Raw genomic sequence first — 23,119 nt, forward strand, 5'->3', positions numbered from 1 at the left:
AGTTAAAAGAGTTTAAGTATAGCGGTTTATTTTATTGTGTGGGGGAGTTGGCCATATAATGCTTTCTCTTTTCTGCTGCATGATAAGCTTCTTTTTCTTTTTTTGTTTGAATCAACAATTTGTTTACCGACGTTTTTTTGCAATATGATCTAATGCTACAAAACAAAAATATGCTTCGCTAATTAAATAGGGCTGGCCTTCTAAAACTGAACAGGCATAGGCTTTTACAAATACTTCCATTGATGTGTTGAATGTTCGTGTAATGGTTGCATGAATGCTAATGATATTACCAACTTGCACAGTGTTTTTAAAATCGGCTTTATAAACAGCAGCAGTAACACAAATGGTACCAGTATGTGTTTGCGCACAAATTGCACCCGCAATATCCATCCATTTTAATAAGCGGCTGCCTTGCAATATTCCCATCGGATTGGTATCATTGGGACAAACAATTTCAGTTTTTGTTGTTGCAGATATTTTAGGACTTTTTGCTTTCACGGCTCAAAAAGAAAGTATTTCTTTTTGAAATAAAATGATTACTGTCATGTTTTAAACAAAAGCATCAAAATAGTTTTGTTGCCCTGCTTTAATAAGCAATATTGAAAGCATCAATTAACAAAACGGAAGTAATGATACAGGTAACCAAGATTTTTAAATTTGAAATGGCACATGCCATTTATGGATATGATGGCCCTTGTAAAAATATACATGGACATTCTTATGTACTGCATGTTTCTGTTACGCTTAAAAATGCTACAGATGAATATTTACTTGCTCCAGGATTTGTGATTGATTTTAAAATGTTAAAAAAAATTGTAAATGAAGCCATTGTTCAGCAATTAGATCATAGCGTGGTAGTGTCTAAAGCATTTATACAGGCGCATCCACAGTTAGCAGATTTAAGTAATGTTCGTATTTGGGAAATGGAACCCTCGGCTGAAAATATAATATCGTATATTCAGAAACAATTACAATTATTATTGCCCGATGCCATTCAACTTCAAAAGCTGCAATTATTTGAAACGGCCGATTCCTATGCGGAATGGATCAATACTAAAAGCCGGTTTCATGAATGATGAAGCCGGCTTTCAACATAGTAATATTATTCAATTTTTTAATTTTTAGAACAGTACTGTTTTTTAATTCAACAAGTTATCTAAAAAATCTTTAGCCCAAAAATCAATATCATAATAGGCAACCTGTTCATATAAACGTTGTAAGCGCATTTGTGCATCACCCTCGCTCATCAACAATGCCTGCACTAACCCTTCTTTTAATGAGCGGGCATCATATGGGTTGGTTAATACGGCATAAGGCAACTCAACTGCGGCGCCTGCAAATTCAGATAATATCAGCACCCCTTTAGCATTGGGTAATTGTCCTTGCACAGCCACATATTCTTTGGCAACCAAATTCAAACCATCGCGTAAAGGGGTAATCCAAGCAATATCGGCAGCTGCATAATAAGATATGATTTCTTCGAAAGGAAAAGAACGAAAGAACAAGCGAATGGGTACCCATTGCATGTTGGCATACTTACCATTAATTCTGCCAACAGCATGCTCCAGATCATGTTGTGTTTTTTCATAAATTTTCATGCCCTGTGCCGGTGGTGTACAAATATTTACCAATTCAACTTTGCCATGAAATTCAGGATAATCATGTAAAAACTGTTCAAAAGCCATTACTTTTTCAAGCGGGCCTTTTACATAATCGAGCCTCTCTACACTAATAATCATTTTTTTATTGGTAAATAGGTTTTTAATTTCTTTAATTTTTTTAAGGGTTGATGCCTGTTGCATTAATGATTGAATGTATTGCACATTTATACCTACCGGATTAGCACCTAATTTTACTTTGCGCTGTGCAGTATCAATCATTGTAGTCATTTGTTGTACACCCAGCGCAGTGCTATAAGTTAAATAGCGTGGTGCACAATTCGTTTTTTCAACCTCAGTTACCGGAAAAAGGCTTTTGGCAACGTCAACAAAATTTTCAACATAACGTGGAATATGAAAGCCAATGTAATCGCATTGCAATAAACTGCCAATTATTTCGCCGCGCCAGGGAAGAATATTAAAAGTATCGGCTGAGGGAAATGCAGTGTGATGAAAGAATGCGATGGTAACATCGGGCCTTAGTTCGCGTAAGAAGCCCGGCACCAACCACAAATTATAATCATGAATCCAAACAATGGCATTATGGTCGGCTTGTTCTGCGGCTTTTTCGGCAAATAGTTTATTGATGTTTACGTAATGATCCCAATGGTGGTGATTAAATTTTGCTTTATCAATAAATGAAAATATAGTAGGCCAAAATGCCTCTTTCGAAAACGATTTATAAAATATTTCTATTTCTTTTTTGGTGATGCCAATTCTAGACGCCATTAAGTTGGGGTACTTCTCTTTGTCAATATACAAATTGCGGAGTGGTTCACTTTTTTTTGATACTTCTTCCCATGCTATCCAAACTCCGGAGCGACCGTTGGCAAAAAATCCCTGAAGTGTTGGTAGAATGCCATTGGGGCTTTTGGGTGCAACCTGTTGCTTTTGACCGTTTACTTCAATAGTTTCGTAGGGGAAACGGTGATACAACATCAATATTTGCGGAATATCGCTGCTTTCTTTATGAATGATGATTTCATCTAATTCGGTAATGTGTTCAGACAAGTTTTCAAATTGTTCAATGGCTTCTAAAATGCCACCGGCGCCTGCAGCCTTTGCCTGATATACTTTTTGCAATGGTTGTGTTGCTTTTATCAGAGCTTCTTCAGCATTTCCTACTACTACGCCTTTAAATCCGCATTGGTACATAGCCAAATCGTTTAACGTGTCGCCAGCCACTAAAACCTTATCTGTATTTTCATTTAAGTATTGAATTAATTTGGTAAGTGTAGAGCCTTTATTCACTCCTTTTGGTAAAATATCTAAGTATTTTCCTGCAGAGTGAATAACGTCACAGCCCAATCCACTTGCTTTATCCGCAAACACAGCTATTTCCGATTCGTTATTGAGGAAGAACGAGCAACGCCTTTGCTGTGGCACTTCCTGGTATTGTAGTGTAGCAATATCTTTCAGCTGTTCTAAAATTTTTAATTCGCCTGGCCAGTTTTGTTCAATTTCGTTTTGAATAGATTCAACAGATTCTAACGTATAGCCATTTACGATGGTGGCACCTACGTCGCAAATAATAAAATCGGGGTTTGGAATAATAGGGTCATTTAATAAAGGTATTACTGTTTCTAAGCCACGGCCTGTAACAAAAACGAGTTTGAAGTTTGCGTTTTTTCTGATAAGCCGGTATAACTTTTGTTTGTCAATACTTTTACCCCCTAAAAAAGTTCCATCAAGATCGGTTGCTAATAACATAATTAATTCGTTTTAACTTTATTGAAGTTGCTGTGCTAATAATTTTATTTCGTGGTAGGGATTGGCGTGTAAATGCAAAATGCGATAAACACTGTTAATAACCGGTACATGCAAGCCCAAGGGCTGAATGAATGGATGCAATTCTTTTGAAGCATAATAACCTTCTGCTACCATTTCCATAATCTGCAAGGCTTTTCTAACCTGAATGCCCCGACCTACCAATTTGCCGAGTGTTCTGTTTCTGCTAAAATCAGAATAGGCTGTCGTTAATAAATCCCCAAAATAAACAGAATCAAAATAGCCTCTTTCTTTAGGAGCGATGGTATTAACAATGTGTTGTACTTCACGCATGGCATTACTGGTTAATACTGCTCTGAAGTTATCGCCATATTGCAGGCTGTCTGCTATGCCATTGGCAATTGCAATAATGTTTTTTAAGATGGCTACATATTCTACTCCTTTTGGATCAGTGTTTGCAATAGTTTTAATATAAGGTAACTGTAAACAGTTTCGTAGTTTGCTAACTTTTATTTCGTCATCACCTGCAATAGTAACGTAGGTGTATTTGTGTAATGCAATTTCTTCTGCATGGCAGGGGCCACTTAATACCATGCAATTATTTTTTAATTGCAGGTTTTCATGAATATACATGCTCGGTATTTGCCCCGAGCCGGGTACAAATCCCTTAATAGAAACAACCACCTGAGCGGTTTGTAACCATTCGGGCTTTAATGATTGAACTGTAGTTTGAACATAAGCAGCGGGAACAGCAAAAATTACCCAGTCAGCACCACTCATGGCATCTTTAGCCTGAGTAGTAGGATGAATAAAATGAAGGTCTAAATCAGCCTGACTGAGGTAACGCGGGTTTCTTCCATTTGCAAGAATATAATCTGCCTGTTTTTTTGTACGAACAAGCCATGAAACAGAATTGCCACTCTCAGCAAAAATTTTTACCAGTGCTGTTGCCCAACTGCCGCTTCCAATAACGGCAATTTTTTCCGGCATCACTCAATAAATTAATAAAATAATGTATAAGATATTTGTAAAGTTAGCTTTTTTGAGTTAAAATGTATATTAGAATTACATTAGAGAACCGTAATACTGACAGACTGCAAACCTATATTAGCTGGTTGTGCAGAAGGAGCAGATGTAATAACTTAAACAAATACATTCAATAATAATACACCCGCTAATCCCAAAACAGATACAATACTTTCCATTAAAGACCATGATCTAAAAGTATCTTTCATGCTAACGTTAAAGTATTCTTTAAACATCCAGAAACCGGGATCATTTACATGCGAAAAGAAGAGGCTGCCTGAACCAATTGATAAAACCATTAAATTGGTATTTACACCCTGCGCAGTAAGATAGGGTAAAAGTATTCCGGCAGTTGTTAAACCCGCTACTGTAGAAGAGCCTACACATACCCGAATTAGCGCAGCAATCAACCATCCCAATACCAATGGAGGAATGGCAGTACCTTCTAAAATATGAGCAATTTGGTTACTGACACCACTTTGTGTTAATATTTCTTTCAATGAACCGGCCCCGCCAATAATTAACAAAATCATCACCACATCTTTCACAGCTTCGCCATAACGGTTCATGGTAACTGAAATAGTTTCCTGTTCAGGCCCTTTTAAAAAAAAAGTGGCTGCTGCTAATGCAATGAGCAATGCTATGGATGGATTGCCCATAAAGCCTGATACTTGATATAGAAAACTTTCGGTATTACCCAATGATTGAATGCCGGTAGCCAAACCAATGAATAGCACAGGAATTAATGGCACAAAAAAACTAATGAATACACCCGGCAGTTTTCCCGTTTCAATTAATTGAATTTGAAAAGCCGATAAGGGTGTCGAGGCAATATTTTTTAACGAGGATGAAAACACAGGTCCTGCAATAATAACAGTAGGAATAGCAATGATGAGGCCATACAACAATGTAATACCCATGTTGGCATGAAATAATGCAACCAACGCAGAAGGGGATGGATGTGGTGGTAAAAAGCCGTGTGTTACCGATAGTGCTGCCAATAAAGGCAAGCCGGTTGCCACTGCCGGCAATTGATAACGATAGGTTACTGAAAAAATTAAGGGTACCATCAACACAAAGCCTACACCGTAAAACAGTGGAATGCCCACTACAAAACCCGTAAGGGTTAAAGCCCATGCAATATATTTTTTACCAAAAGCATGCACTAATGATTGTGCTATTTGCTGTGCAGCACCACTGGCTGCTACCTGTTTACCCAACATGGCACCTAATGCAATGATAATAACGAGTGAACCCAGCATATCGCCCATGCCCTTTTCTATCGATGTCATAATTGAAGCGGGTGGCAGGTGTAAAGCCAGCCCTGCAAATATGCAAACCACAATAAAAGCCAAAAAGGCATTTACTTTAGCCCATGTAATCAGTAATATGAGCAATACAATGGCAATGAATACAATGACAAGCAACATATTGATGAATTAGCAATGAATAATTAATTCCATGGTAAAAATTTTTCTTTTTGAATGGTTAATAACTGTGGAGGTTGGCTGTTTAATTTTTCACCATTCATTACTCTTGCATATTTTTCTAAGTAGGCTTCCGTCATTTTTTCTGCATTAAACATATCTTTGGCATATTCATGACAACGGATACGGCTATAACTTTCACTGGTTTCAATAGCTTTGGATAATTCCACTGCACTACTACTTAAAAAACCTACATCCGGTTGGATAATTTCCGGTAAAGAACCATACGGTGTACCAAATACAGGGCAGCCAAAGTACAAGCTTTCTGTTAATGCAATGCCAAACGGCTCGTGCCAGCGAACGGGAAATACCAAACCTTTGGATTGGTTTAATAAACGATTTTTTTCCTCGCCACCTACCATTCCGTAAAAATGAATACGCGGACTGGTGGTGAAACGAAAACCCATTCTAAAATTTAATCGGTTGCCACCCAAAACCATTAATTCTTCTTTTTTGGTTAACAAAATGGAATGAATGGCCCCTTTTACATTCTTTACCCGCCATGCCGCATCGCCTAAAAAATGAAACTGTTTTCTTTGATTATTTAAATCAGGCTTTCCATAATCATCCCAATCCATACCATTGTAAACAAAAGAGTTGGAACCAAAACGTGCCGCATGATTTTTTGAAACAAATACGGTATTGATATCCAGCAATGTTGCATCATTTACATTGCCTTGCATATTAAATATGTATGGTTTTGTTATTTCTTCTCTTGGCATTAGATTAAAGTGTACAACATCAGCACTCTCAGGAATTTGTTTATTAATGGGCTTTTCAGGATTTAAAACAATAATATCTGCAAAAGATGAGGTAGAACCGGCCGGCACCAGAAAGGTTACTTTGTTACCCTTGGCCGCTAAAGTTTTGCCGAGATACCAAATTGCTCTTTCTGTTCCGCCATATTTTAGAACAGGAATTTTAGTGTTGTGTACAATTACAATATGCATATTGAGAAAGTTGAAAGATTTAAAAGTAATGATAAAAATATTGCCAGGTAAAAAAGGTGCTCAGAAAATAAAATAGATTTTGGTATCAAACAAAAAGTTCATTGTTTAAATGCATAAATACTATATGCCGGTTGTTGGAGAAAATTGAAACAAAAATTTATTGAATCAGCTTATATAATGTAAAGATGCCGGTTAATAAAATTAAAATAAGCACAATTTTTTTAAATTGTTTTTCTGAAACATGGTTTAAAATTTTCTTGCCAATATACGTGCCAATAATGCTAACTACTAACAGAATTGGAATTAAATACAAATCATGATTATGAACAAAACCATTGTGCCAGTATACCAAACTTCTGGAAACATCAATGCCCAAATCAATAATGGCAGAAGTAGCAATAAACACATCTGTTTGTAAATTAAAAGCACTAAGTACCAATGCCCTGATGGCTCCGCCGGTACCTACCAATCCGGCAACAAATCCTGAAACAGTACCGCCTGCAATAACATTGAGCAGCGAGGGATATGTTTGTATGTTTTTAAAAAACAGAAACAACAAACTAATTACAATTAAAAAAACGGATAATGCAATTTCTAAAAATTGAGTGGCAATAAATTGTGTGAGCCAGGCACCTACAATAACAAAGAGTACAGCCGGTATGCCCAAATAAATTATTAGCATTGTATCAATTCCTTTTCTGAAAAAAGCAATTTTAGAAATATTACTGGATACATGAAACAAAGCTGTAATGCCTAATACGGATTGAAAATCTAAAAAATAAGCAGCAATTGGAACAAAAAATAAAGAAGAGCCAAAACCACCCACTGTACCGGCTATTTCAGCCAGGAATGCTAAAAAAATAAATAGATATAAATGCTCCAAAGCGAATGTTATTGATGACTGCTATTTTGTATAGTTTACTGTAAAGCTGATACATTAACTGAATATTCAACCGCATTATTTTGCTACTTTTAAAATTTCTGCAAATCCGGGTTCACTAATCATAATGTCGGCATGGTGGTTTACCAATTCATCTTTTGAGCAAAAGGCAATACCCATTCCCGCCTCTTTAATCATACACATATCATTTAAGCTATTGCCAACAGCAATGGTGTTTTCTCTTTTAATTTTATGCTTGTCTAATATGGCCAACATTGCGTTTGTTTTACAAACCGCATGCCTGCAAAGGCTGTTTTTTCTGCTATACCAGAAAGAAGGTATTTTTACTTCGCCGGTGCAAAGGCTTTTCGAAAATTCTAATTCATTACCTAATGAAAAATGCATGCCTAATTTATTTTTAAAATGATTGGTAATGCAATCATAGCTGTATGAAACAAACCCAATCAAATAGCCTCTGCGTTTAAGTTCGTCGATAACTGCTGCTGCATCTTCTACAATCGGAATATCATCAGCTATTTGAATAAGTTCTCCGAATGATTTTCCCTTCAATAAAGTAGTTATTCTTTTTGTAATTGCAACAGGATCTGTTTCGGTTGACCGAATATCCATTATTTCTTTTTTTAAAGCATATTTTTCCGAAAAAGCATCAATAAATCTGCCTTTTAACAGAATATTATCCATGTCGAACAGAATCAGTTTTTTTGTTTCGGGCAAGCATTCTGTTAATGCAAATTCCATCTGAGAGCGAATTTCATTCATTACAGACAGCTCTTCTAAATTATAATGAGCATTTTTTGAACGGGCAGCTTTTAAAATAATGGTTTGTGCTACTTCTTTACTCATTTTGCCCAATGCATGCCATGGTTTAATTTTATTTTCTATATAACCAATTTCAACTTCTTTCATGCGTACATGCATAAGGTGCATATCTATCAAAATGCCAATATCTACGCCATAATCATCTCTAAAATCAATTTGTTCAAATAATGCTTTTTTGCCTGCAATCATACCGCTTAGAGGCTGACTGAAGCGCATCAGTTCAGGAAAAAATATACTCAATAATGGTTTGGCTACCAGTTCTGTTACTCTTCCTGCATTTCTATTAAAAGATGATTTCACAAAATCAACCTCATAATCAACAATGGGTTGTACCAGCAGTGGTATGGTAAAATGTGGATAAGGATCAATATCGCCGTCTAAAAACAGCACAATGTTATTTTGTGCACATAAAACGCCATCTTTCATTGAGGCACCTTTACCCAATTTTGTGCTGGTAATCACTTTTGCACCGGCGTTTTTGGCTAAAGAAACGGTATTGTCTGTTGATTTATCATCTACAACAATTACTTCACTAACCAGGGTATCAGCTTGGGCAAAACGTATAACAGAAACAATGTTTTCTGCTTCATTTAAAGTGGGTATAATTACAGTAACCATAAGTTAATTTTAAGGGTGGTATAGGCGTGCCGGATGTTGGATTTAGGGTGTAGAAGTTTGGAAAGTTAATTATTAAAAATTAATTAATCGTGTTAAATAGATATTAAATATAGCAAATAGACATAAAAAACCTTCGGAGTTGCTACCGAAGGTTTTTTTAAAGATAGTAAGGTTGTTATAAATATTTATCGCCTTTGTTGCGTTTTATTTCGGCAACATATTCTTTAATGGCTTGTTCTTTGTCTTTTTTGCAAATGAGTAACACATCGGGTGTATCTACAATTATACAATCATCAATGCCCTGCACCACTACTAATTTATCCTGTTCGGCACTAATCATACATTTGGTTGCATCAATCACAATTACGTTTTCGCTTACCACGGCATTGCCCAAATAATCTTTATCTAAATTTTCGTAGGCACTGTTCCAGGTGCCTAAATCGCTCCAGCCAAATGCTGCGGGTAATACATAAACATTATCGGCCTTTTCCATAATGGCAAAATCGATAGATATATTGGTGCAAAGCGGATAAATGCGATGAATGGCATTTCTTTCTTCCGGTGTGTTTAAATGGTTTTTTTCACTATCAAATAATTCAAACATTTCCGGCTGGTATTTTTCAAATGTTTGTAAAACGGTAGATACCTTCCAAACAAAAATGCCTGCATTCCATAAAAAATCGCCACTACTTAAAAATGTTTTCGCCAATTCTAAATTGGGTTTTTCGGTAAATGTTTTTACTTTAAAAATGCCCGATTTTATTTCGTGTGCATCGTGTTGAATGTAGCCATAACCGGTATTAGGGTATGTTGGCTTAATGCCCAGTGTGAGTAATGCGGGTTGTTCAGAAACAAATTTTAGGGCTTTCAAGGCAATTTTCTGAAATGTATCGCTATCTAAAATCATATGGTCGCTGGGTGCTACAATTAAGGCTGCATCAGGATTTTCTTGCTGCAGTTTAAAAGCTATGTAGGCAATACAGGGTGCGGTATTTTTTCTGCTGGGCTCGGCAATAATATTGTCAACATTAATTTGTGGCAGTTGCGTACTTACAATGTGGGTGTACTCTTGCGAGGTAACAATAAAAATATTTTCAGCAGGAATAAATGAAGCAAAGCGTTCATACGTCCATTGAATGAGTGTTTTACCTGTATTTAAAATATCTAAAAACTGTTTAGGATAAGCAGTTCTGCTTTTGGGCCAGAAACGGCTGCCAATTCCGCCGGCCATAATGGCTACATAATAATTTTTATTCACGTTAAATCATTTGCTTTTTTAAATAATGCCTTCTCTCACTAAATCGTGCAGATGAATAATGCCTAAATAGGTATTGTTTTCTGCAACAATGAGTTGGCTAATATCGTATTTTTTTAATACTTCCAATGCTTCTACTGCCAGCGTATCTGCAGCAATGGTTTTGGGTTGTGGGGTTAAAATATCTGCAGCATTAATGTTTTCGAGCGTACTGCTTTTATTCAACATTCTGCGTAAATCGCCATCCGTTATAATTCCAATAATGGTATTGTTTTTTTGTACTACGGCAGTAGCACCCAGCCTTTTTTGTGTAATTTCTACAATTACTTCTTTTAAGCTTGCGTTGGGCAGTACTTTGGGCTGCGGGTTATGTACATACACATCTGCCACTTTCAGGTACAATCGTTTACCCAAATTGCCGCCGGGATGGTATTTGGCAAAATCTTTCCCGTCAAAACCATTTAAAGTCATTAGTGCAACGGCCAAAGCATCGCCCATTACCATTTGAGCAGTGGTACTGCTGGTGGGTGCCAGATTATTGGGACAAGCTTCTTTTTCAACACTGCATGGAACAATGAATTGCGCCTCTTTTGCCAAAAAACTATCTGTTGCACCTACTAATGCAATAACCGGGTTGCCGAAATTTTTTATGAAAGGTACCAGTACTTTAATTTCAGGGCTTTCACCACTCTTGCTTACAATCATTACCATATCATCTCGCTGTACCATGCCCAAATCGCCATGTATGGCATCGGCGGCATGCATAAAAAGAGCGGGTGTGCCGGTTGAGTTTAAAGTGGCCACAATTTTTTGGGCTACAATTGCGCTTTTGCCAATGCCAGTAACCACAATCCGGCCTTTTGATTGGTAAATGGCCTGCACTGTGGCTTCAAACTGTTCATCTACAAAACCTGACAGCCGCTGAATAGCAGCGGCTTCAATTGCAATGGTTTCTTTGGCTTTTTGAATAATATGCTGGTTCATGCCCCGCAAAGGTAAACTTTAACAACAAACTCTTGCGTTTACAGTGTTGCTTTGTTAACTTCGCCCACCTTTTTAAAAACAGGCGCTTTTTTCTCACTGCAAAAAAATAAAATCTGCTTGATACAGAAAAAAGTTGTACTTTAAGAATGCACTTTGCACAAAAAATTAAAAGGATAAATCTTTTCCATACATGGCAACGACAAAGAAAAAAAATGAGGCTACTGCTACTGCCAAAAAACCAGCAAAATCCAAATCTTCATCATCTGTTAAAAGTAAAACGGATAAAAAATCTGTGCTTCTTACCGATTTGCAAGCGGCGCTTCAAAATCATTTTGGATTTTCGGAATTTAAAGGGAAGCAATTAGATGCCATACAAAGTATTTTAAGTGGGCAGGATACATTTGTAATTATGCCTACCGGTGGCGGAAAAAGTTTATGTTACCAATTACCCGCACTAATGCAGGAAGGATGTGCCATTGTGGTATCGCCTTTAATTGCTTTGATGAAAAATCAGGTAGATCTGGTGCGCGGTTACAGCGAAAAAGATGATGTGGCGCATTTCTTAAATTCATCGCTCAATAAAGGACAAATAAAAGCAGTAAAAGAAGATTTGCTGGCCGGCAAAACCAAATTATTGTATGTAGCGCCTGAAACATTAACCAAACAGGAAAATCTCGATTTTTTTTCCGATTTAAAAATCTCATTTTTTGCAGTAGATGAAGCTCACTGTATTTCAGAATGGGGGCACGATTTCAGGCCGGAATACAGGCGGTTAAGAGAAATGATGGATATAATTAATCCTGATATTCCTGTTATTGCACTCACTGCAACTGCAACGCCTAAAGTACAAAGTGATATTGTAAAAAATTTATCATTACATGAACCCAACATATTCATATCTTCTTTTAATAGGGCCAATTTGTATTATGAAGTAGTGCCCAAACTCAGCAAAGAACAAACCATTAAAAGCATTGTAAAATTTATTAGCGGCCACAAGGGTAAAAGCGGCATTATTTACACCCTTAACCGCAAAACAACAGAAGAACTGGCCGATCTGCTGGTGGCCAATAATATAAAAGCAGTGGCGTATCATGCCGGGTTAGACCAAAAATTAAGGGCCGAGCGGCAGGATAAATTTTTAAATGAAGATGTGCAGGTAATTGTTGCTACCATTGCATTTGGAATGGGTATTGATAAACCCGATATCCGGTTTGTAATACATTATAATATTCCCAAATCAATTGAAAATTATTATCAGGAAACCGGACGTGCAGGACGCGATGGGATGGAAGGGTTATGCCTGCTTTATTATTCGCATAAAGATGTGTCTAAATTAGAACATTTAATGCGCGATAAACCCCTGAGCGAAAGAGAAGTGGGCGCACAGCTTATTAATGAAACCGTTGCTTATGTAGAAAGCAGTGTGTGTAGAAGAAAAATTTTATTGCATTATTTTGGTGAAGACTGGCCCGATGAAAATTGCCAGAATTGCGATAACTGCAAACATCCAAAAGAAAAAATAGAAGCCAAAGAAAATGTTGTAAAGTTATTAAAAGTCGTGAAGGCTTTAGATGAGCGTTTTGTTACCGACTATGTTGTGAATGTGGTAATGGGTAAATTAACGCCGCAAATTGCCATGTTCCGCCACGAAAACCTAACAGAATTTGGTATTGGTAAAGAGCAGGATAGTCATTACTGGAATAGCCTTATTCGGCAAGCCTTGTTAGAAAATTTAATTAGAAAAGATATTGAAGAATATGGTTTGTTGAAACTGACCGAAAAGGGTTTGCAATTCTTAAAAAAACCGGTATCCTTCAAAATTGTGCTGAATCATTTATTTGAAGAAGGTACAGATGATGATGATGACAATGAAAATGCTTCACAAACAGGTGCTGCTGCCGATGATGTGTTGTTTGAAATATTGAAAGACCTGCGTCAGAAAGAGGCCAAAAAGAAAGGATTGCCTCCCTTTGTTATATTCCTCGAAAACTCTTTGCAGGATATGGCCACATTGTATCCTACTACACTGGAGGAATTGGAGAAATGCCAGGGTGTTAGCAAAGGAAAAGCGTTGAAATACGGCAAACCCTTTGTTGAGCTGATTGCAAAATATGTAGAAGAAAACGATATTGTTAAGCCCGATGATTTTGTGATGAAGAGTGTGGCCAATAAAAACAATAATAAAATTTACATTATACAAAATGTTGATAAAAAAATTTCATTAGAAACCATTGCAAAAAATAAAAATCTGCAATTGCATGAGTTGTTAGAAGAAATGGAAACCATTGCAGCCAGTGGCACCAAATTAAATTTAGACTATGCTATTGATGAATGGTTAGATGAATATGAGCAGGAAGAAATTTTGGATTATTTTAAGGGCTGTGAAACAGCTTCATTGCAAGTAGCACAGCAGGAGTTGAGTGAAAATGGTTTTAGCTGGGAGCAACTCAAAATTATGCGCATTAAATTTTTGAATGTTTACGGCATGTAATTTTAAAAACATACAAATATGGTTAATGTAGCTGCTTTTTTTTCACTTTACATTCTTCCATTCAAATAACACAGATAACAGAGCTTCTGATCTGCTGCTTGTTTTCGGCTTTGTTTTGAGTATTGTTACGCCTCATAACTTTATAGGCATCATCAATTTTAGTGTGGTATAAAAAATCATTCTTTTGGGTGAAAGCCTACGTGTAATCTTATTGAAGGCCTAATTTTTTTGTATTCCATTAAACTTAACATTCTTTTTTCCATCTATCAGGCAACAAATTTTTTAAAAGGGTTGTCTAATAGTTTGCAAGCACTGCATCAACAAAAATTATTTATACTTTTTTTCAATTGGGGGTATGTATCAATAAGATGGCCTTGTTTTTTAACAGGGCCTTATTTTTGTTCTGATAGAAATGCAGCTTTTCGCAACGCAACATTTTCCCGAACATTTACATAAAAGAAATTAAAATCGGCAATATGGTAGTTTTTAGTGTGTAACAAAAAGCTGCCAAAAAAACGGGGTTGCTGCATCCATAAAATATTTTTTTCTACAATGGCATTTACCACATGTGGTATTACCTTATTGAAGTTTTTTAGAACAGCCCCTTCATTGACAAAACGATTGGTATCAGGTTCGTCAGCCTTCCAGGTAAGCGGATTGGTAACAATGGCTTTAAACGGTTCTCTGGTTACATAAACAGGTGTATAGCCTTCTTTAAAGCTACGCCAACTGCAAATACAACCTGTTTGTTGCGGAGTTGCACAGGCATTCAGTGCTTTAAATTGATGTTGGGCAACCAACCGGCATTCCCACCACATAAGCTACTACCAATTGTTGTTGCAGGAATTTACCATCAAAAAATTCTTTTAATAACCGAATGGCATGAGTAGAACCCTGACTATGCGATGCAATAATAATAGGCCTTCCATGGTTCCAGTGTTGTAAATAATATTCAAAAGCAGCTTTTACATCGCTATATGCTTCCTGAAAAGCTGCCATGGCGTGCAAGCTGTCTGCGCTGTTTTTGGGAAAGTATGCACTTAAATGAGCCTGCCTGTAACGGGGTGCAAAAATTCTACCCGCAGCGTTAAAAATGCTGGCCTGGTAAAGTATGGTGCTGTAATCTGTTTTGGCATTCAGTTTGGTATGGTTAATGGGGGCATTCCATCCAAAGCTTCTCTCTTTTTCTGTATAAGTGGTAGGATGAATAAAAAACACATCAGCGGTTGAGTCGGGCTGAAAACCATTACTTAGCGGCCGTGGTACACTATCGGCCGGATCTTTTTTGTAAGGATGGGCAGCCCAATCGTTTAAATTGGCATAATCAGGAATAGCATTTGTACTGTATGGTGGTACATGCGGGTAATTTTTTGCCATTTTGTAATAAGGCCGGTTACATGCAAACAACAATGTAAGGAAACCGATTATCAGATAACGCATGTTTTATTTTTGAAATAAAATTAAGCAATTCATTTGTTAAACATGCTTTTGAAATTTTTGTAATTGGTGGGATATCATGCCTTGCATATATCTATCCAATTTTGTATAGGAAAGGGAGGTATATTACCTGTTCTGATAATCTGATAAAGAGTGCATAAATTTGCTTAATTTAAGCCCTCAATTAACACCCCTAATACAACACATGTTTTTATTACGACACCTGTCTTTTTTAAGAACAGTATTTTTTTATAGTATTACTGCATTTGGTGGTCCGCAGGGGCATTATGCCATGATGCTGAAAACCTTTGTTCAAAAAAGGAAAGATGTTACCGAACATGAATTATTAGATTTATTGAGTTTCTGTAACATGTTGCCGGGTGCTTCTTCTACACAAACCATTACTTTAATTGGGTACAAACGCGGTGGTATTCCATTGGCTATAATTACTTTGCTGGTTTGGATTGCGCCCGCCAGTTTTTTAATGGGCGCCTTATCATTTCTGCTCAATTATCTGGATGGGATGGGTATTAATATTGCCTTGTTTAAATTTATACGCCCAATGGCAATTGGTTTTGTGGCTTTTTCTGCGGTTAGAATGTACCATGTTGCCATTCACAATACCATTACCCGGGTAATTATGGTAGTTGCTGCCATTGCAACATTTGTAGCATTTAAAACACCCTGGATTTTTCCTTCGTTAATTGTATTGGGTGGCATTGTAACCAATTTCAGTGATAGAAGAATTCCACAGAAAGGTGAGCCTCCCAAACAAACCAAATGGGGTAATTTGTTGATATTTTTATTAATTTTTGCAATTGCCGGTTATTTGTCAGAAACGGCTACACGGCAAAACTGGCAATACAGAAAAGCCTTTAACCTGTTTGAAAATACTTACAGAAATGGCAGTCTGGTTTTTGGCGGAGGCGATGTGTTGATACCCATGATGTATGAGCAATATGTTACCCGCCCCGAATCGAAACAAGTATTGGAAAAAAGAAGAGATGTTTTAAAAATGAACCGGGATGAATTTTTAACCGGTTCTGGTATTGTACGTGCCATTCCCGGCCCGGTATTTTCTATTGGTGCATTTGTGGGAGGTATGGTTTTAAAAAGTGAACACGATCCTGCTCTTCAGGTGGTAGGTTGTGCTTTGGGTGCAATTGGCCTTTTTGTGCCCAGTGCATTGCTGGTACTTTTTTTCTTTCCGGTATGGCATAACCTGAAAAAATATGCGGTTATTTATCGTTCGTTAGAGGGTATTAACGCCTCGGTAGTAGGTATTATAGCAGGTGCTACTTTTTACTTAATTAAAGATATTTTGTTTGTGGAATTATGGAACCTGCAAATGAATGGATTTTTAGATATTGGTGTAGTTATTGCAACATTTTTTATTTTATATTACACCAAAATTCCGCCGCCTGTTATTGTGGTGATTTGTTTGTTATTGGGCTGGATGCTCTGAAAGCATAAAAATTCAACATTGATTTTTATCAAATAATCTCCTTTCTATCAGTCATTTTCATGCATGAAATTGCAGACATCTTTTTATTTTGATAAATTGTGCAATACTTTGCGGGTACGCATTATAAAACAATATTCATTTTAATTATTTCCATCAAAACTTGCCTTCATGAAAAAAATGCTTGTTTCCATTACATTATGGTGTTTTGCATCAATTGCCATTGCCCAACATCATGAAAGTACAAAAGGAATCAATATTATTCCCATTCCTGTTTCAGTGCAGGAAGGTATGGGCAGCTTTACTTTATTGCCCACTGCTACCATTGGTTACACCCCCACTGCTGCCGTTAAAGAAATTGCCCAACAAATGCAACAAAAAATTGCCCGTGCTACCGGATTTTCTTTGGCAAAAAGCAAAGGCCTTTCAAATGCAACCATTCAATTACAAATATTGACTAAACGCGATACTGTTTTGGGTAATGAAGGGTATCGTTTACAGGTTACCCCTACCGCAGTAATCATCAAAGCAAACGAACCCGCCGGTTTATTTTATGGGGTACAATCTTTATGGCAGTTGTTGCCTGCTGCTATTGAAAGTAAAACAGTTGTGAACAAAATGAACTGGAAAATTCCGGAGGTAGCAATTCTTGATTATCCGCGTTTTGTATGGCGTGGTTTAATGTTTGATGTAGCCCGGCATTTTTTTACCAAACAACAGGTAGAAAATTATATTGATGAAATGGCAAAATACAAATTTAATATTTTGCACTTACACCTAACCGATGATGAGGGCTGGCGCATAGAAATAAAAGGATTGCCCCGTTTAACCGAAATAGGCGCATGGAATGTAAAAAAGGTAGGTTATTTTGGCACATTTACCCCTCCCAAACCTGATGATCCCAGAAATTACGGCGGTTTTTATACCCAGGATGATATTAAAGAGATGGTAGCTTATGCGCAGAAAAAATTTGTAAATATTTTGCCTGAAATAGATGTACCCGGGCATAGCTTGTCGGCCATTGTTTCTTATCCCGATTTATCTTGCACGCCAGGTGCCAATACATACCATGTTCGCTCAGGCGAGGAAATTATGGATTGGTCGCATGGAGCCCCTCCTATTGCACTGATTGATAATACTCTTTGCCCTGCCAATCCTAAAGTATATACTTTTTTAGATACGGTTTTTACACAAGTGGCCAAACTTTTCCCTTTTCCTTATATACATGTTGGGGGCGATGAGTGCCCTAAAAACTTTTGGGAAATAAGCCCTGCCATTCATCAACTGATGCAGAAAGAAGGGTTAAAAACCATGGAAGAAGTGCAAAGCTATTTTGAAAAAAGAATTGAAAAAATTGTTGAATCGAAAGGGAAGAAATTTATGGGTTGGGATGAAATTTTGGAAGGTGGATTGGCACCCAACGCTGTAGTAATGAGCTGGCGTGGCATGAAGGGTGGCATTGAAGCCGCTAAAATGAAACATCGGGTAGTTATGAGCCCAACCACTTTTGCCTATTTGGATTATATGCAGGGCGATTCAATTATTGAGCCAAGAGTGTATGCTACTTTGCGTTTAAATAAAGCGTATTCATTTGAGCCTGTTCCCGATAGTGTAGACAGTAAATATATTTTAGGTGGTCAGGCCAATTTATGGACAGAGCAGGTGTACAACACCCGGCATTTGCAATACATGACCTGGCCCAGAGCTTTTGCAGTATCTGAAACAGTATGGTCGCCAAAAGCCAATAAAAACTGGCTCGATTTTGTAAACAGGGTAGAACACCAGTTTAAAAGATTGGATATTGAACAGGTAAAATATGCACCCAGTATGTATGATCCCATCTTCACTGCCACTAAAAATGCAGAAGGTGGTTTGCAAATTGAATTGGCAACCGAAGTGCCCAATCTGCAAATACATTATAGTTTTGATAATTCATTCCCAGATCAGTTTTATCCTGTTTATTCCACCCCATTAACGCCACCTGAAGATGCGGTGATGTTAAAAGTAATTACTTACCGTGGTAATAAAGTAATGGGAAGAATGATAGCCATGCCCATCAAAGAGTTAAAAAAACGGGCGGGTATTCAATAAAATTTCTGCAACACCAAACATTTCGTAAACAAAAAGCGCCGTTTAACTTTTAAAAGAAAACGGCGCTTTTTTGTGAATACAGGGATAATAAGGAGAAAGGATTAATAAAAGTTGCTGATAAGGGGGCAGAAGAAATGGGCTTGAGTGAGGACGAAATGGCTTTTTACAATGCGTTAGAAGTAAATGATACAGCCGTTCAGGTTTTAGGTAATGACCAACTCAGAATAATTGTCAGAGAGATTGCAGAGAAAGTAAAAGCCAATGTAACTATTGATTGGACAACAAGGGAAAGTGTAAAGGCAAAGCTGAAAGTAGTGGTGAGGAGAACTTTAAAGAAATGCGGCTATCCTTCGGATAAAGAGCAAAAAGCCATTGATATGGTAATACAACAGGCAGAGGTATTGGCCAATACTTACACCTCCTCCCTGTAACCTTTCTTCCCTTCATACGTTCCACTGATAACATTTGTTGTAAGCAATGTTTGTTTTATGTATTAACTTGTACAAAAATAATATGATATGAAGCGAATATGGATTGTATTGGGATTATTGGTGGTGGGCATATATGCCAAGGCGCAAACCAAAAATTTTATTGACCAGCCTTATGTGGAAGTAAACGGCACGGCCGATAGCTTAGTAACACCCAATGAAATTTTTATCCGGTTTACCATTAATGAAAAAGATACCAAAAACAAAGTATCGTTGGAAGATCAGGAAAAAGCCCTGTTCCAGGCTTTACAACAGTTGGGCATTGACGCAGCCAAAAATTTAACGGTGAATGATATGGCCAGCAATTTTCAATACTATTTTCTCCGCGGAAAAGACGTTGTAAAATCAAGGAATTATTTGTTGAAGGTAACCACTGCCATGGAAGCAGGTAATGTATTTGTAACATTGGAACAATTAGGTATTGCCAATGCAGGTATTGACCATGTGGATCATTCCGGATTGGAATCCATTCGCAATGCCATGCGCACCAAAGCGGTACAAAATGCGCACCAAAGGGCTATTGCATTAACGGCACCATTGCACCAAAGCCCTGGCCCCGCCATTTATATTGGTGATGAAGAACGCTATGTGCAACCCTATGACAATCGGGCTCCCCGCATGATGCTGGCCAATGTAATGGAAAAAACTACCGATTCACAGCCCGAAATAAGCTTTGAAAAAATAAAAGTTTCGGCCAATATCATGGTTCGTTTTGTGCTAAACAAATAAAGGAGTATTTCGGTTACTGATTTTTATAAAAAGGTATTAGCTATTATACATATTACATAAATATTTATTGTTTATATTTGGGGATATAAAGAAGGCAGGAACCACCAAGCCCATACCATAGGATTGGTTTGTATCGAGCTTCACTGACTGGCTACCAGTTTAAATACAGTATCTATGCAATTGCTGCAATTGGCCGGGCCTAGTGCTTCAGGTTGGTTATTCAGTGCAGTTAATCTTGGTTTACCCTCTTATGCCGGTACAGGTTTTGTCAAACTATTTATTTGGTATTGTACAGCCGGTTTTTCAGGAACCAGAATAAACCTGCGGTGAACCCATGATGTAGCTTTAAATGATATTTTACCAAATTTTTTGTTAAAGCACTCCTAGTTTACATTGAATGAACAGGGTAAAGTACTTTTCTTCAAATTCTCATCAGATTGTCAAAATAGTTTTACACTTCAACAAAATAAAACAGTATGAAAATGTATTTATTCTCAACAGCACTACTAGGGTTAACCGTAATCAGTTGTTCGGCACAGGATTTAAAAAAATCTGAAGTGCCTCAGCAGGTACAAAATGCTTGTGCCCAAAAGTTTCCTGAATCAAGTCATGCAAAAATTGCATGGGAAAAAGAAAAAGGCAATTATGAAGCTAATTGGGGTGGTCGCTCCGGCGAAGACAACTCGGCGCTGTTTTCTCCGGCCGGTATGTTTATTGAAATTGTAAAAGCCATACCGGTAAGTCAGTTGCCCGCTGGCGTTGCTCAGTATGTACAGGCACATGAACATGGTGCAAAGATTAAAGAAGCAGGTTTGGTTACCGATGCTAAGGGTATGGTAACTTATGAAGCAGAGATAAAGGGTAAGGATTTAATTTTTGATAAAGCAGGAAAATTTATTAAAGTTGATTAAAGGTTTGTATGCATATCTGAATGATGTTAAGCCGCCTGTATTTAATATAAACAGGCGGTTTTATTTGGTAGAAAAGGTTAAATTCGATACTACTAAAATACATATTTTTTATATTTAATAATTAGTGATCATGCATAAAAAATTAATCAGTTCCGGCTCGCGATATGAAGCACAAATGAGCTATTCCAGAGCCGTAGTAGCGCCGCCGTTTATATTTGTATCAGGCACTACCGGTTTTAATTATCGTACCATGGACATTGCCGATGATATTGTTGCACAAACTGAACAAACATTTTTGAATATTGAACAGGCACTGCAACAGGCCGGCGCTACATTACAAAATGTAGTTCAGGTAAGGTATATTTTACCCAATGCCCAATTGTTTACATTGTGCCAACCAGTGTTACAAAAATATTTTGGTAAGGTAAAACCGGCGGCTACTATGTTGCAAGCCGGATTATTAGATGAACGGATGCTTATAGAAATTGAAGTAGTGGCGGCCATTCCTGTATAATGTGAAGCAATGACAGAAATAACCGTTTCAGCTTAATTTAAATAAAACCCTTTTAGAATTGTAGTAACTTACCCGCTTATTTAAAACGATTGTATGAAATTTGTTCAACTTTTTTTTGTTGCAATTGCCTTGTTATTAACGAGTGTTTTTATTGCGTGGATACCACATAACAGTGGATGGCATGTTTTATTTAATGGTAAAAATTTGGATGGATGGGATACTTATATTGCCCCGCCGATTAATTGGGATGGTAAACCTTTAAGCAGTGTGCCCGTTGGCCTGAACCATGACCCGCAACAGGTATTTTCAGTAGTGCCAATGGATGGCGAAAAGGTAATTCGTATATCAGGTCAACAATGGGGTGCTGTTATTACCCAAAAAGAATACAGCAATTTTCATTTGCAATTGAAATTTAAATGGGGGCATTTATTATGGGGCCAGAAACGTGGAAAGAAAATGGATAGTGGTATTTTGTATTTTTCAGTAGGTGCAAATGGTGTGGATGCGGGTGCCTGGATGCGCTCTCAGGAGTTTCAGGTAGAACAGGGTAATTGTGGCGATTACTGGGGTGTGGCCGGCGCTACTGAAAGTATTCCTGCTACTAAAATGAATGACAGTGTGTATGTGTATAATCCGAAAGGGAAAATACTGACATTTAGTGCCAACAGTAAAAATGGCCGGCATTGTGTAAAGCGAAGTGATGCGGAAAATAAAACAGGCGAATGGAATACTCTCGATTTATATTGCCATGGCGATACAAGTGTGCATGTGGTGAACGGAAAGGCAATGATGGTATTATACCATTCTGCACAAGACAACAATGGACAAATGCTACCCCTTTCAAAAGGCAAAATTCAAATACAATCTGAAGGCGCTGAAATATATTATAAAGATATTCGGATTGAACCGATTGCATCATTACCAGAACGACTGTTACAATAATCCTTTTTTCGGCATTTAAATTCTATGGTTTTGGTGTTTACAATACATAATTTTTTTACACCTTTTGTTATGGAAAAGTAATGTGTTGTATCCTGCTGCAGGAACTCCCTTTGTGATAAAAATGGCATTTCTATGTAATGTATTTAACAGTTTATTTCTGCCCGAATCTCCTTATTATAATAAGATAATTCAAGTTTCCTATTTTAAACGATTGCTTTTACTTGAAAAGCTAAAACGAATAGTAATATTTTAAGTAAGAATCCATCTTTAGTGACTGCGTGAATAGAATGGGGTGTCATTTCTACAATTTCACTAATAGTGGTTTCTATACGTTTTCTCATGATATTCTTTATAAACCTCTGATAAGGTTTGTCTGCTCCTTTGCTGTTTGCCTTCCTGCATATCTTCAGCTCTATCAATTCTGTTTCTTTGTATAGCTCTTCCTTCCAGTTGGTATGCCGTGTAGGCACTGTCTCCAAATAAAGAGCTCTCTGGCGGCAGATCCATAAACATTTTCTGCAAGGCTTCTACATCATGTTCGCTACCAGGTGAAAAACAAATTTCAACCGGTATACCATTTTTGGTTGTAATCAACTGTACCTTTACCCCATAAAAATATTCCCTTTTA

Annotated in this window: 21 protein-coding genes; 9 read left to right on the forward strand and 12 right to left on the reverse strand. The window is 37.2% G+C overall.

The genetic code is table 11. From position 1 onward, the window contains the following. Positions 1 to 123 precede the first annotated feature (123 nt). A complete protein-coding gene (locus EO766_RS11000) occupies positions 124 to 498 on the reverse strand; it encodes an acyl-CoA thioesterase (protein ID WP_074419888.1) in 375 nt (124 codons plus the stop codon). Positions 499 to 599: 101 nt separating this feature from the next. Between EO766_RS11000 and EO766_RS11005 the strand changes: the two genes are divergently transcribed. Continuing rightward, positions 600 to 1,076, forward strand: coding sequence for a 6-pyruvoyl trahydropterin synthase family protein (locus EO766_RS11005; protein WP_081301269.1), 477 nt, complete (start codon positions 600 to 602; stop codon positions 1,074 to 1,076). A 63-nt stretch (positions 1,077 to 1,139) separates the two neighbouring features. Here the strand turns inward: EO766_RS11005 and ggpS are convergent, their stop codons facing one another. From ggpS to EO766_RS11045, 8 genes are all read right to left on the reverse strand, one after another. Further along, on the reverse strand, positions 1,140 to 3,368 hold the full coding sequence (gene ggpS, locus EO766_RS11010) for a glucosylglycerol-phosphate synthase (RefSeq protein WP_074419889.1): 2,229 nt from the start codon (positions 3,366 to 3,368) through the stop codon (positions 1,140 to 1,142). Between the two features lie 18 nt (positions 3,369 to 3,386). After that, on the reverse strand, positions 3,387 to 4,376 hold the full coding sequence (locus EO766_RS11015) for an NAD(P)H-dependent glycerol-3-phosphate dehydrogenase (protein WP_074419890.1): 990 nt from the start codon (positions 4,374 to 4,376) through the stop codon (positions 3,387 to 3,389). Positions 4,377 to 4,528: 152 nt separating this feature from the next. Then, positions 4,529 to 5,842 (reverse strand): gluconate:H+ symporter, encoded by a 1,314-nt coding sequence (locus EO766_RS11020; RefSeq protein WP_074419891.1) that lies wholly within the window; start codon positions 5,840 to 5,842, stop codon positions 4,529 to 4,531. 23 nt (positions 5,843 to 5,865) lie between these two features. Then, positions 5,866 to 6,849, reverse strand: a complete 984-nt coding sequence (locus EO766_RS11025; protein ID WP_074419892.1) for a glycosyltransferase — start codon at positions 6,847 to 6,849, stop codon at positions 5,866 to 5,868. A 157-nt stretch (positions 6,850 to 7,006) separates the two neighbouring features. Next, a complete protein-coding gene (locus tag EO766_RS11030; protein WP_074419893.1) occupies positions 7,007 to 7,732 on the reverse strand; it encodes a sulfite exporter TauE/SafE family protein in 726 nt (241 codons plus the stop codon). Between the two features lie 75 nt (positions 7,733 to 7,807). After that, the gene (locus EO766_RS11035) at positions 7,808 to 9,187 is read right to left on the reverse strand and encodes an HAD-IB family phosphatase (RefSeq protein WP_074419894.1); all 1,380 of its coding nucleotides are present in this window, start codon (positions 9,185 to 9,187) and stop codon (positions 7,808 to 7,810) included. A gap of 175 nt (positions 9,188 to 9,362) precedes the next feature. Further along, positions 9,363 to 10,445 carry a mannose-1-phosphate guanylyltransferase gene (locus tag EO766_RS11040; protein WP_074419895.1) on the reverse strand — a complete coding sequence of 361 codons (1,083 nt, stop codon included), beginning with the start codon at positions 10,443 to 10,445 and terminating at the stop codon, positions 9,363 to 9,365. 18 nt (positions 10,446 to 10,463) lie between these two features. Next, a complete protein-coding gene (locus EO766_RS11045) occupies positions 10,464 to 11,426 on the reverse strand; it encodes a KpsF/GutQ family sugar-phosphate isomerase (protein WP_074419896.1) in 963 nt (320 codons plus the stop codon). A gap of 190 nt (positions 11,427 to 11,616) precedes the next feature. Between EO766_RS11045 and recQ the strand changes: the two genes are divergently transcribed. Further along, positions 11,617 to 13,917 carry a DNA helicase RecQ gene (gene recQ / locus EO766_RS11050; RefSeq protein ID WP_081301270.1) on the forward strand — a complete coding sequence of 767 codons (2,301 nt, stop codon included), beginning with the start codon at positions 11,617 to 11,619 and terminating at the stop codon, positions 13,915 to 13,917. Positions 13,918 to 14,309: 392 nt separating this feature from the next. Here the strand turns inward: recQ and EO766_RS11055 are convergent, their stop codons facing one another. After that, positions 14,310 to 14,735, reverse strand: coding sequence for a DUF3089 domain-containing protein (locus EO766_RS11055; RefSeq protein ID WP_074421211.1), 426 nt, complete (start codon positions 14,733 to 14,735; stop codon positions 14,310 to 14,312). Then, entirely contained in the window at positions 14,695 to 15,357 is a 663-nt protein-coding gene (locus EO766_RS11060) for a DUF3089 domain-containing protein (RefSeq protein WP_074421210.1), read from the reverse strand. Before EO766_RS11060 ends, EO766_RS11055 begins: the two co-directional genes overlap by 41 nt. Before the next feature lie 202 nt (positions 15,358 to 15,559). Here EO766_RS11060 and EO766_RS11065 point away from each other — a divergent pair, with 202 nt between their 5' ends. The 7 genes from EO766_RS11065 (at position 15,560) to EO766_RS11095 (ending at position 22,491) form a co-directional block, all read left to right on the forward strand. Beyond that, the gene (locus tag EO766_RS11065; RefSeq protein ID WP_074419899.1) at positions 15,560 to 16,819 is read left to right on the forward strand and encodes a chromate transporter; all 1,260 of its coding nucleotides are present in this window, start codon (positions 15,560 to 15,562) and stop codon (positions 16,817 to 16,819) included. 168 nt (positions 16,820 to 16,987) lie between these two features. Beyond that, positions 16,988 to 18,907, forward strand: a complete 1,920-nt coding sequence (locus EO766_RS11070) for a beta-N-acetylhexosaminidase (protein ID WP_074421209.1) — start codon at positions 16,988 to 16,990, stop codon at positions 18,905 to 18,907. A 104-nt stretch (positions 18,908 to 19,011) separates the two neighbouring features. After that, complete coding sequence (locus tag EO766_RS11075) at positions 19,012 to 19,338, forward strand: type I restriction enzyme endonuclease domain-containing protein (RefSeq protein WP_287101022.1); 327 nt, start codon at positions 19,012 to 19,014, stop codon at positions 19,336 to 19,338. Between the two features lie 87 nt (positions 19,339 to 19,425). Next, positions 19,426 to 20,124, forward strand: coding sequence for an SIMPL domain-containing protein (locus tag EO766_RS11080; RefSeq protein WP_074420534.1), 699 nt, complete (start codon positions 19,426 to 19,428; stop codon positions 20,122 to 20,124). A 476-nt stretch (positions 20,125 to 20,600) separates the two neighbouring features. Then, positions 20,601 to 21,035, forward strand: coding sequence for a PepSY-like domain-containing protein (locus EO766_RS11085; protein ID WP_081301338.1), 435 nt, complete (start codon positions 20,601 to 20,603; stop codon positions 21,033 to 21,035). Positions 21,036 to 21,165: 130 nt separating this feature from the next. Further along, entirely contained in the window at positions 21,166 to 21,549 is a 384-nt protein-coding gene (locus EO766_RS11090; protein ID WP_074420533.1) for a RidA family protein, read from the forward strand. Positions 21,550 to 21,642: 93 nt separating this feature from the next. Continuing rightward, positions 21,643 to 22,491: a 3-keto-disaccharide hydrolase gene (locus EO766_RS11095; protein ID WP_074420532.1), complete on the forward strand. Its 849-nt coding sequence runs from the start codon at positions 21,643 to 21,645 to the stop codon at positions 22,489 to 22,491. A gap of 312 nt (positions 22,492 to 22,803) precedes the next feature. Here the strand turns inward: EO766_RS11095 and EO766_RS11100 are convergent. Next, positions 22,804 to 23,119, reverse strand: a 316-nt coding sequence (locus tag EO766_RS11100; protein ID WP_287101004.1) for a transposase, incomplete at its 5' end; no start/stop codon positions are given.

The organism is Hydrotalea sp. AMD (genome assembly GCF_004100315.1).
In the GTDB taxonomy this organism is placed as follows: Bacteria; Bacteroidota; Bacteroidia; order Chitinophagales; family Chitinophagaceae; genus Hydrotalea; species Hydrotalea flava.

Excerpts from the sequence above, each read along its gene's own strand:
- EO766_RS11060 (WP_074421210.1), bottom strand. The coding sequence starts at position 15,357 with ATGCGTTATCTGATAATCGGTTTCCTTACATTGTTGTTTGCATGTAAC.
- EO766_RS11055 (WP_074421211.1), bottom strand. The coding sequence starts at position 14,735 with ATGTGGTGGGAATGCCGGTTGGTTGCCCAACATCAATTTAAAGCACTG.
- recQ (WP_081301270.1), top strand. The coding sequence starts at position 11,617 with ATGGCAACGACAAAGAAAAAAAATGAGGCTACTGCTACTGCCAAAAAA.
- EO766_RS11045 (WP_074419896.1), bottom strand. The coding sequence starts at position 11,426 with ATGAACCAGCATATTATTCAAAAAGCCAAAGAAACCATTGCAATTGAA.
- EO766_RS11085 (WP_081301338.1), top strand. The coding sequence starts at position 20,601 with ATGAAAATGTATTTATTCTCAACAGCACTACTAGGGTTAACCGTAATC.
- EO766_RS11065 (WP_074419899.1), top strand. The coding sequence starts at position 15,560 with ATGTTTTTATTACGACACCTGTCTTTTTTAAGAACAGTATTTTTTTAT.
- EO766_RS11015 (WP_074419890.1), bottom strand. The coding sequence starts at position 4,376 with ATGCCGGAAAAAATTGCCGTTATTGGAAGCGGCAGTTGGGCAACAGCA.
- EO766_RS11035 (WP_074419894.1), bottom strand. The coding sequence starts at position 9,187 with ATGGTTACTGTAATTATACCCACTTTAAATGAAGCAGAAAACATTGTT.
- EO766_RS11070 (WP_074421209.1), top strand. The coding sequence starts at position 16,988 with ATGAAAAAAATGCTTGTTTCCATTACATTATGGTGTTTTGCATCAATT.
- EO766_RS11025 (WP_074419892.1), bottom strand. The coding sequence starts at position 6,849 with ATGCATATTGTAATTGTACACAACACTAAAATTCCTGTTCTAAAATAT.
- EO766_RS11095 (WP_074420532.1), top strand. The coding sequence starts at position 21,643 with ATGAAATTTGTTCAACTTTTTTTTGTTGCAATTGCCTTGTTATTAACG.
- EO766_RS11080 (WP_074420534.1), top strand. The coding sequence starts at position 19,426 with ATGAAGCGAATATGGATTGTATTGGGATTATTGGTGGTGGGCATATAT.
- ggpS (WP_074419889.1), bottom strand. The coding sequence starts at position 3,368 with ATGTTATTAGCAACCGATCTTGATGGAACTTTTTTAGGGGGTAAAAGT.
- EO766_RS11090 (WP_074420533.1), top strand. The coding sequence starts at position 21,166 with ATGCATAAAAAATTAATCAGTTCCGGCTCGCGATATGAAGCACAAATG.
- EO766_RS11020 (WP_074419891.1), bottom strand. The coding sequence starts at position 5,842 with ATGTTGCTTGTCATTGTATTCATTGCCATTGTATTGCTCATATTACTG.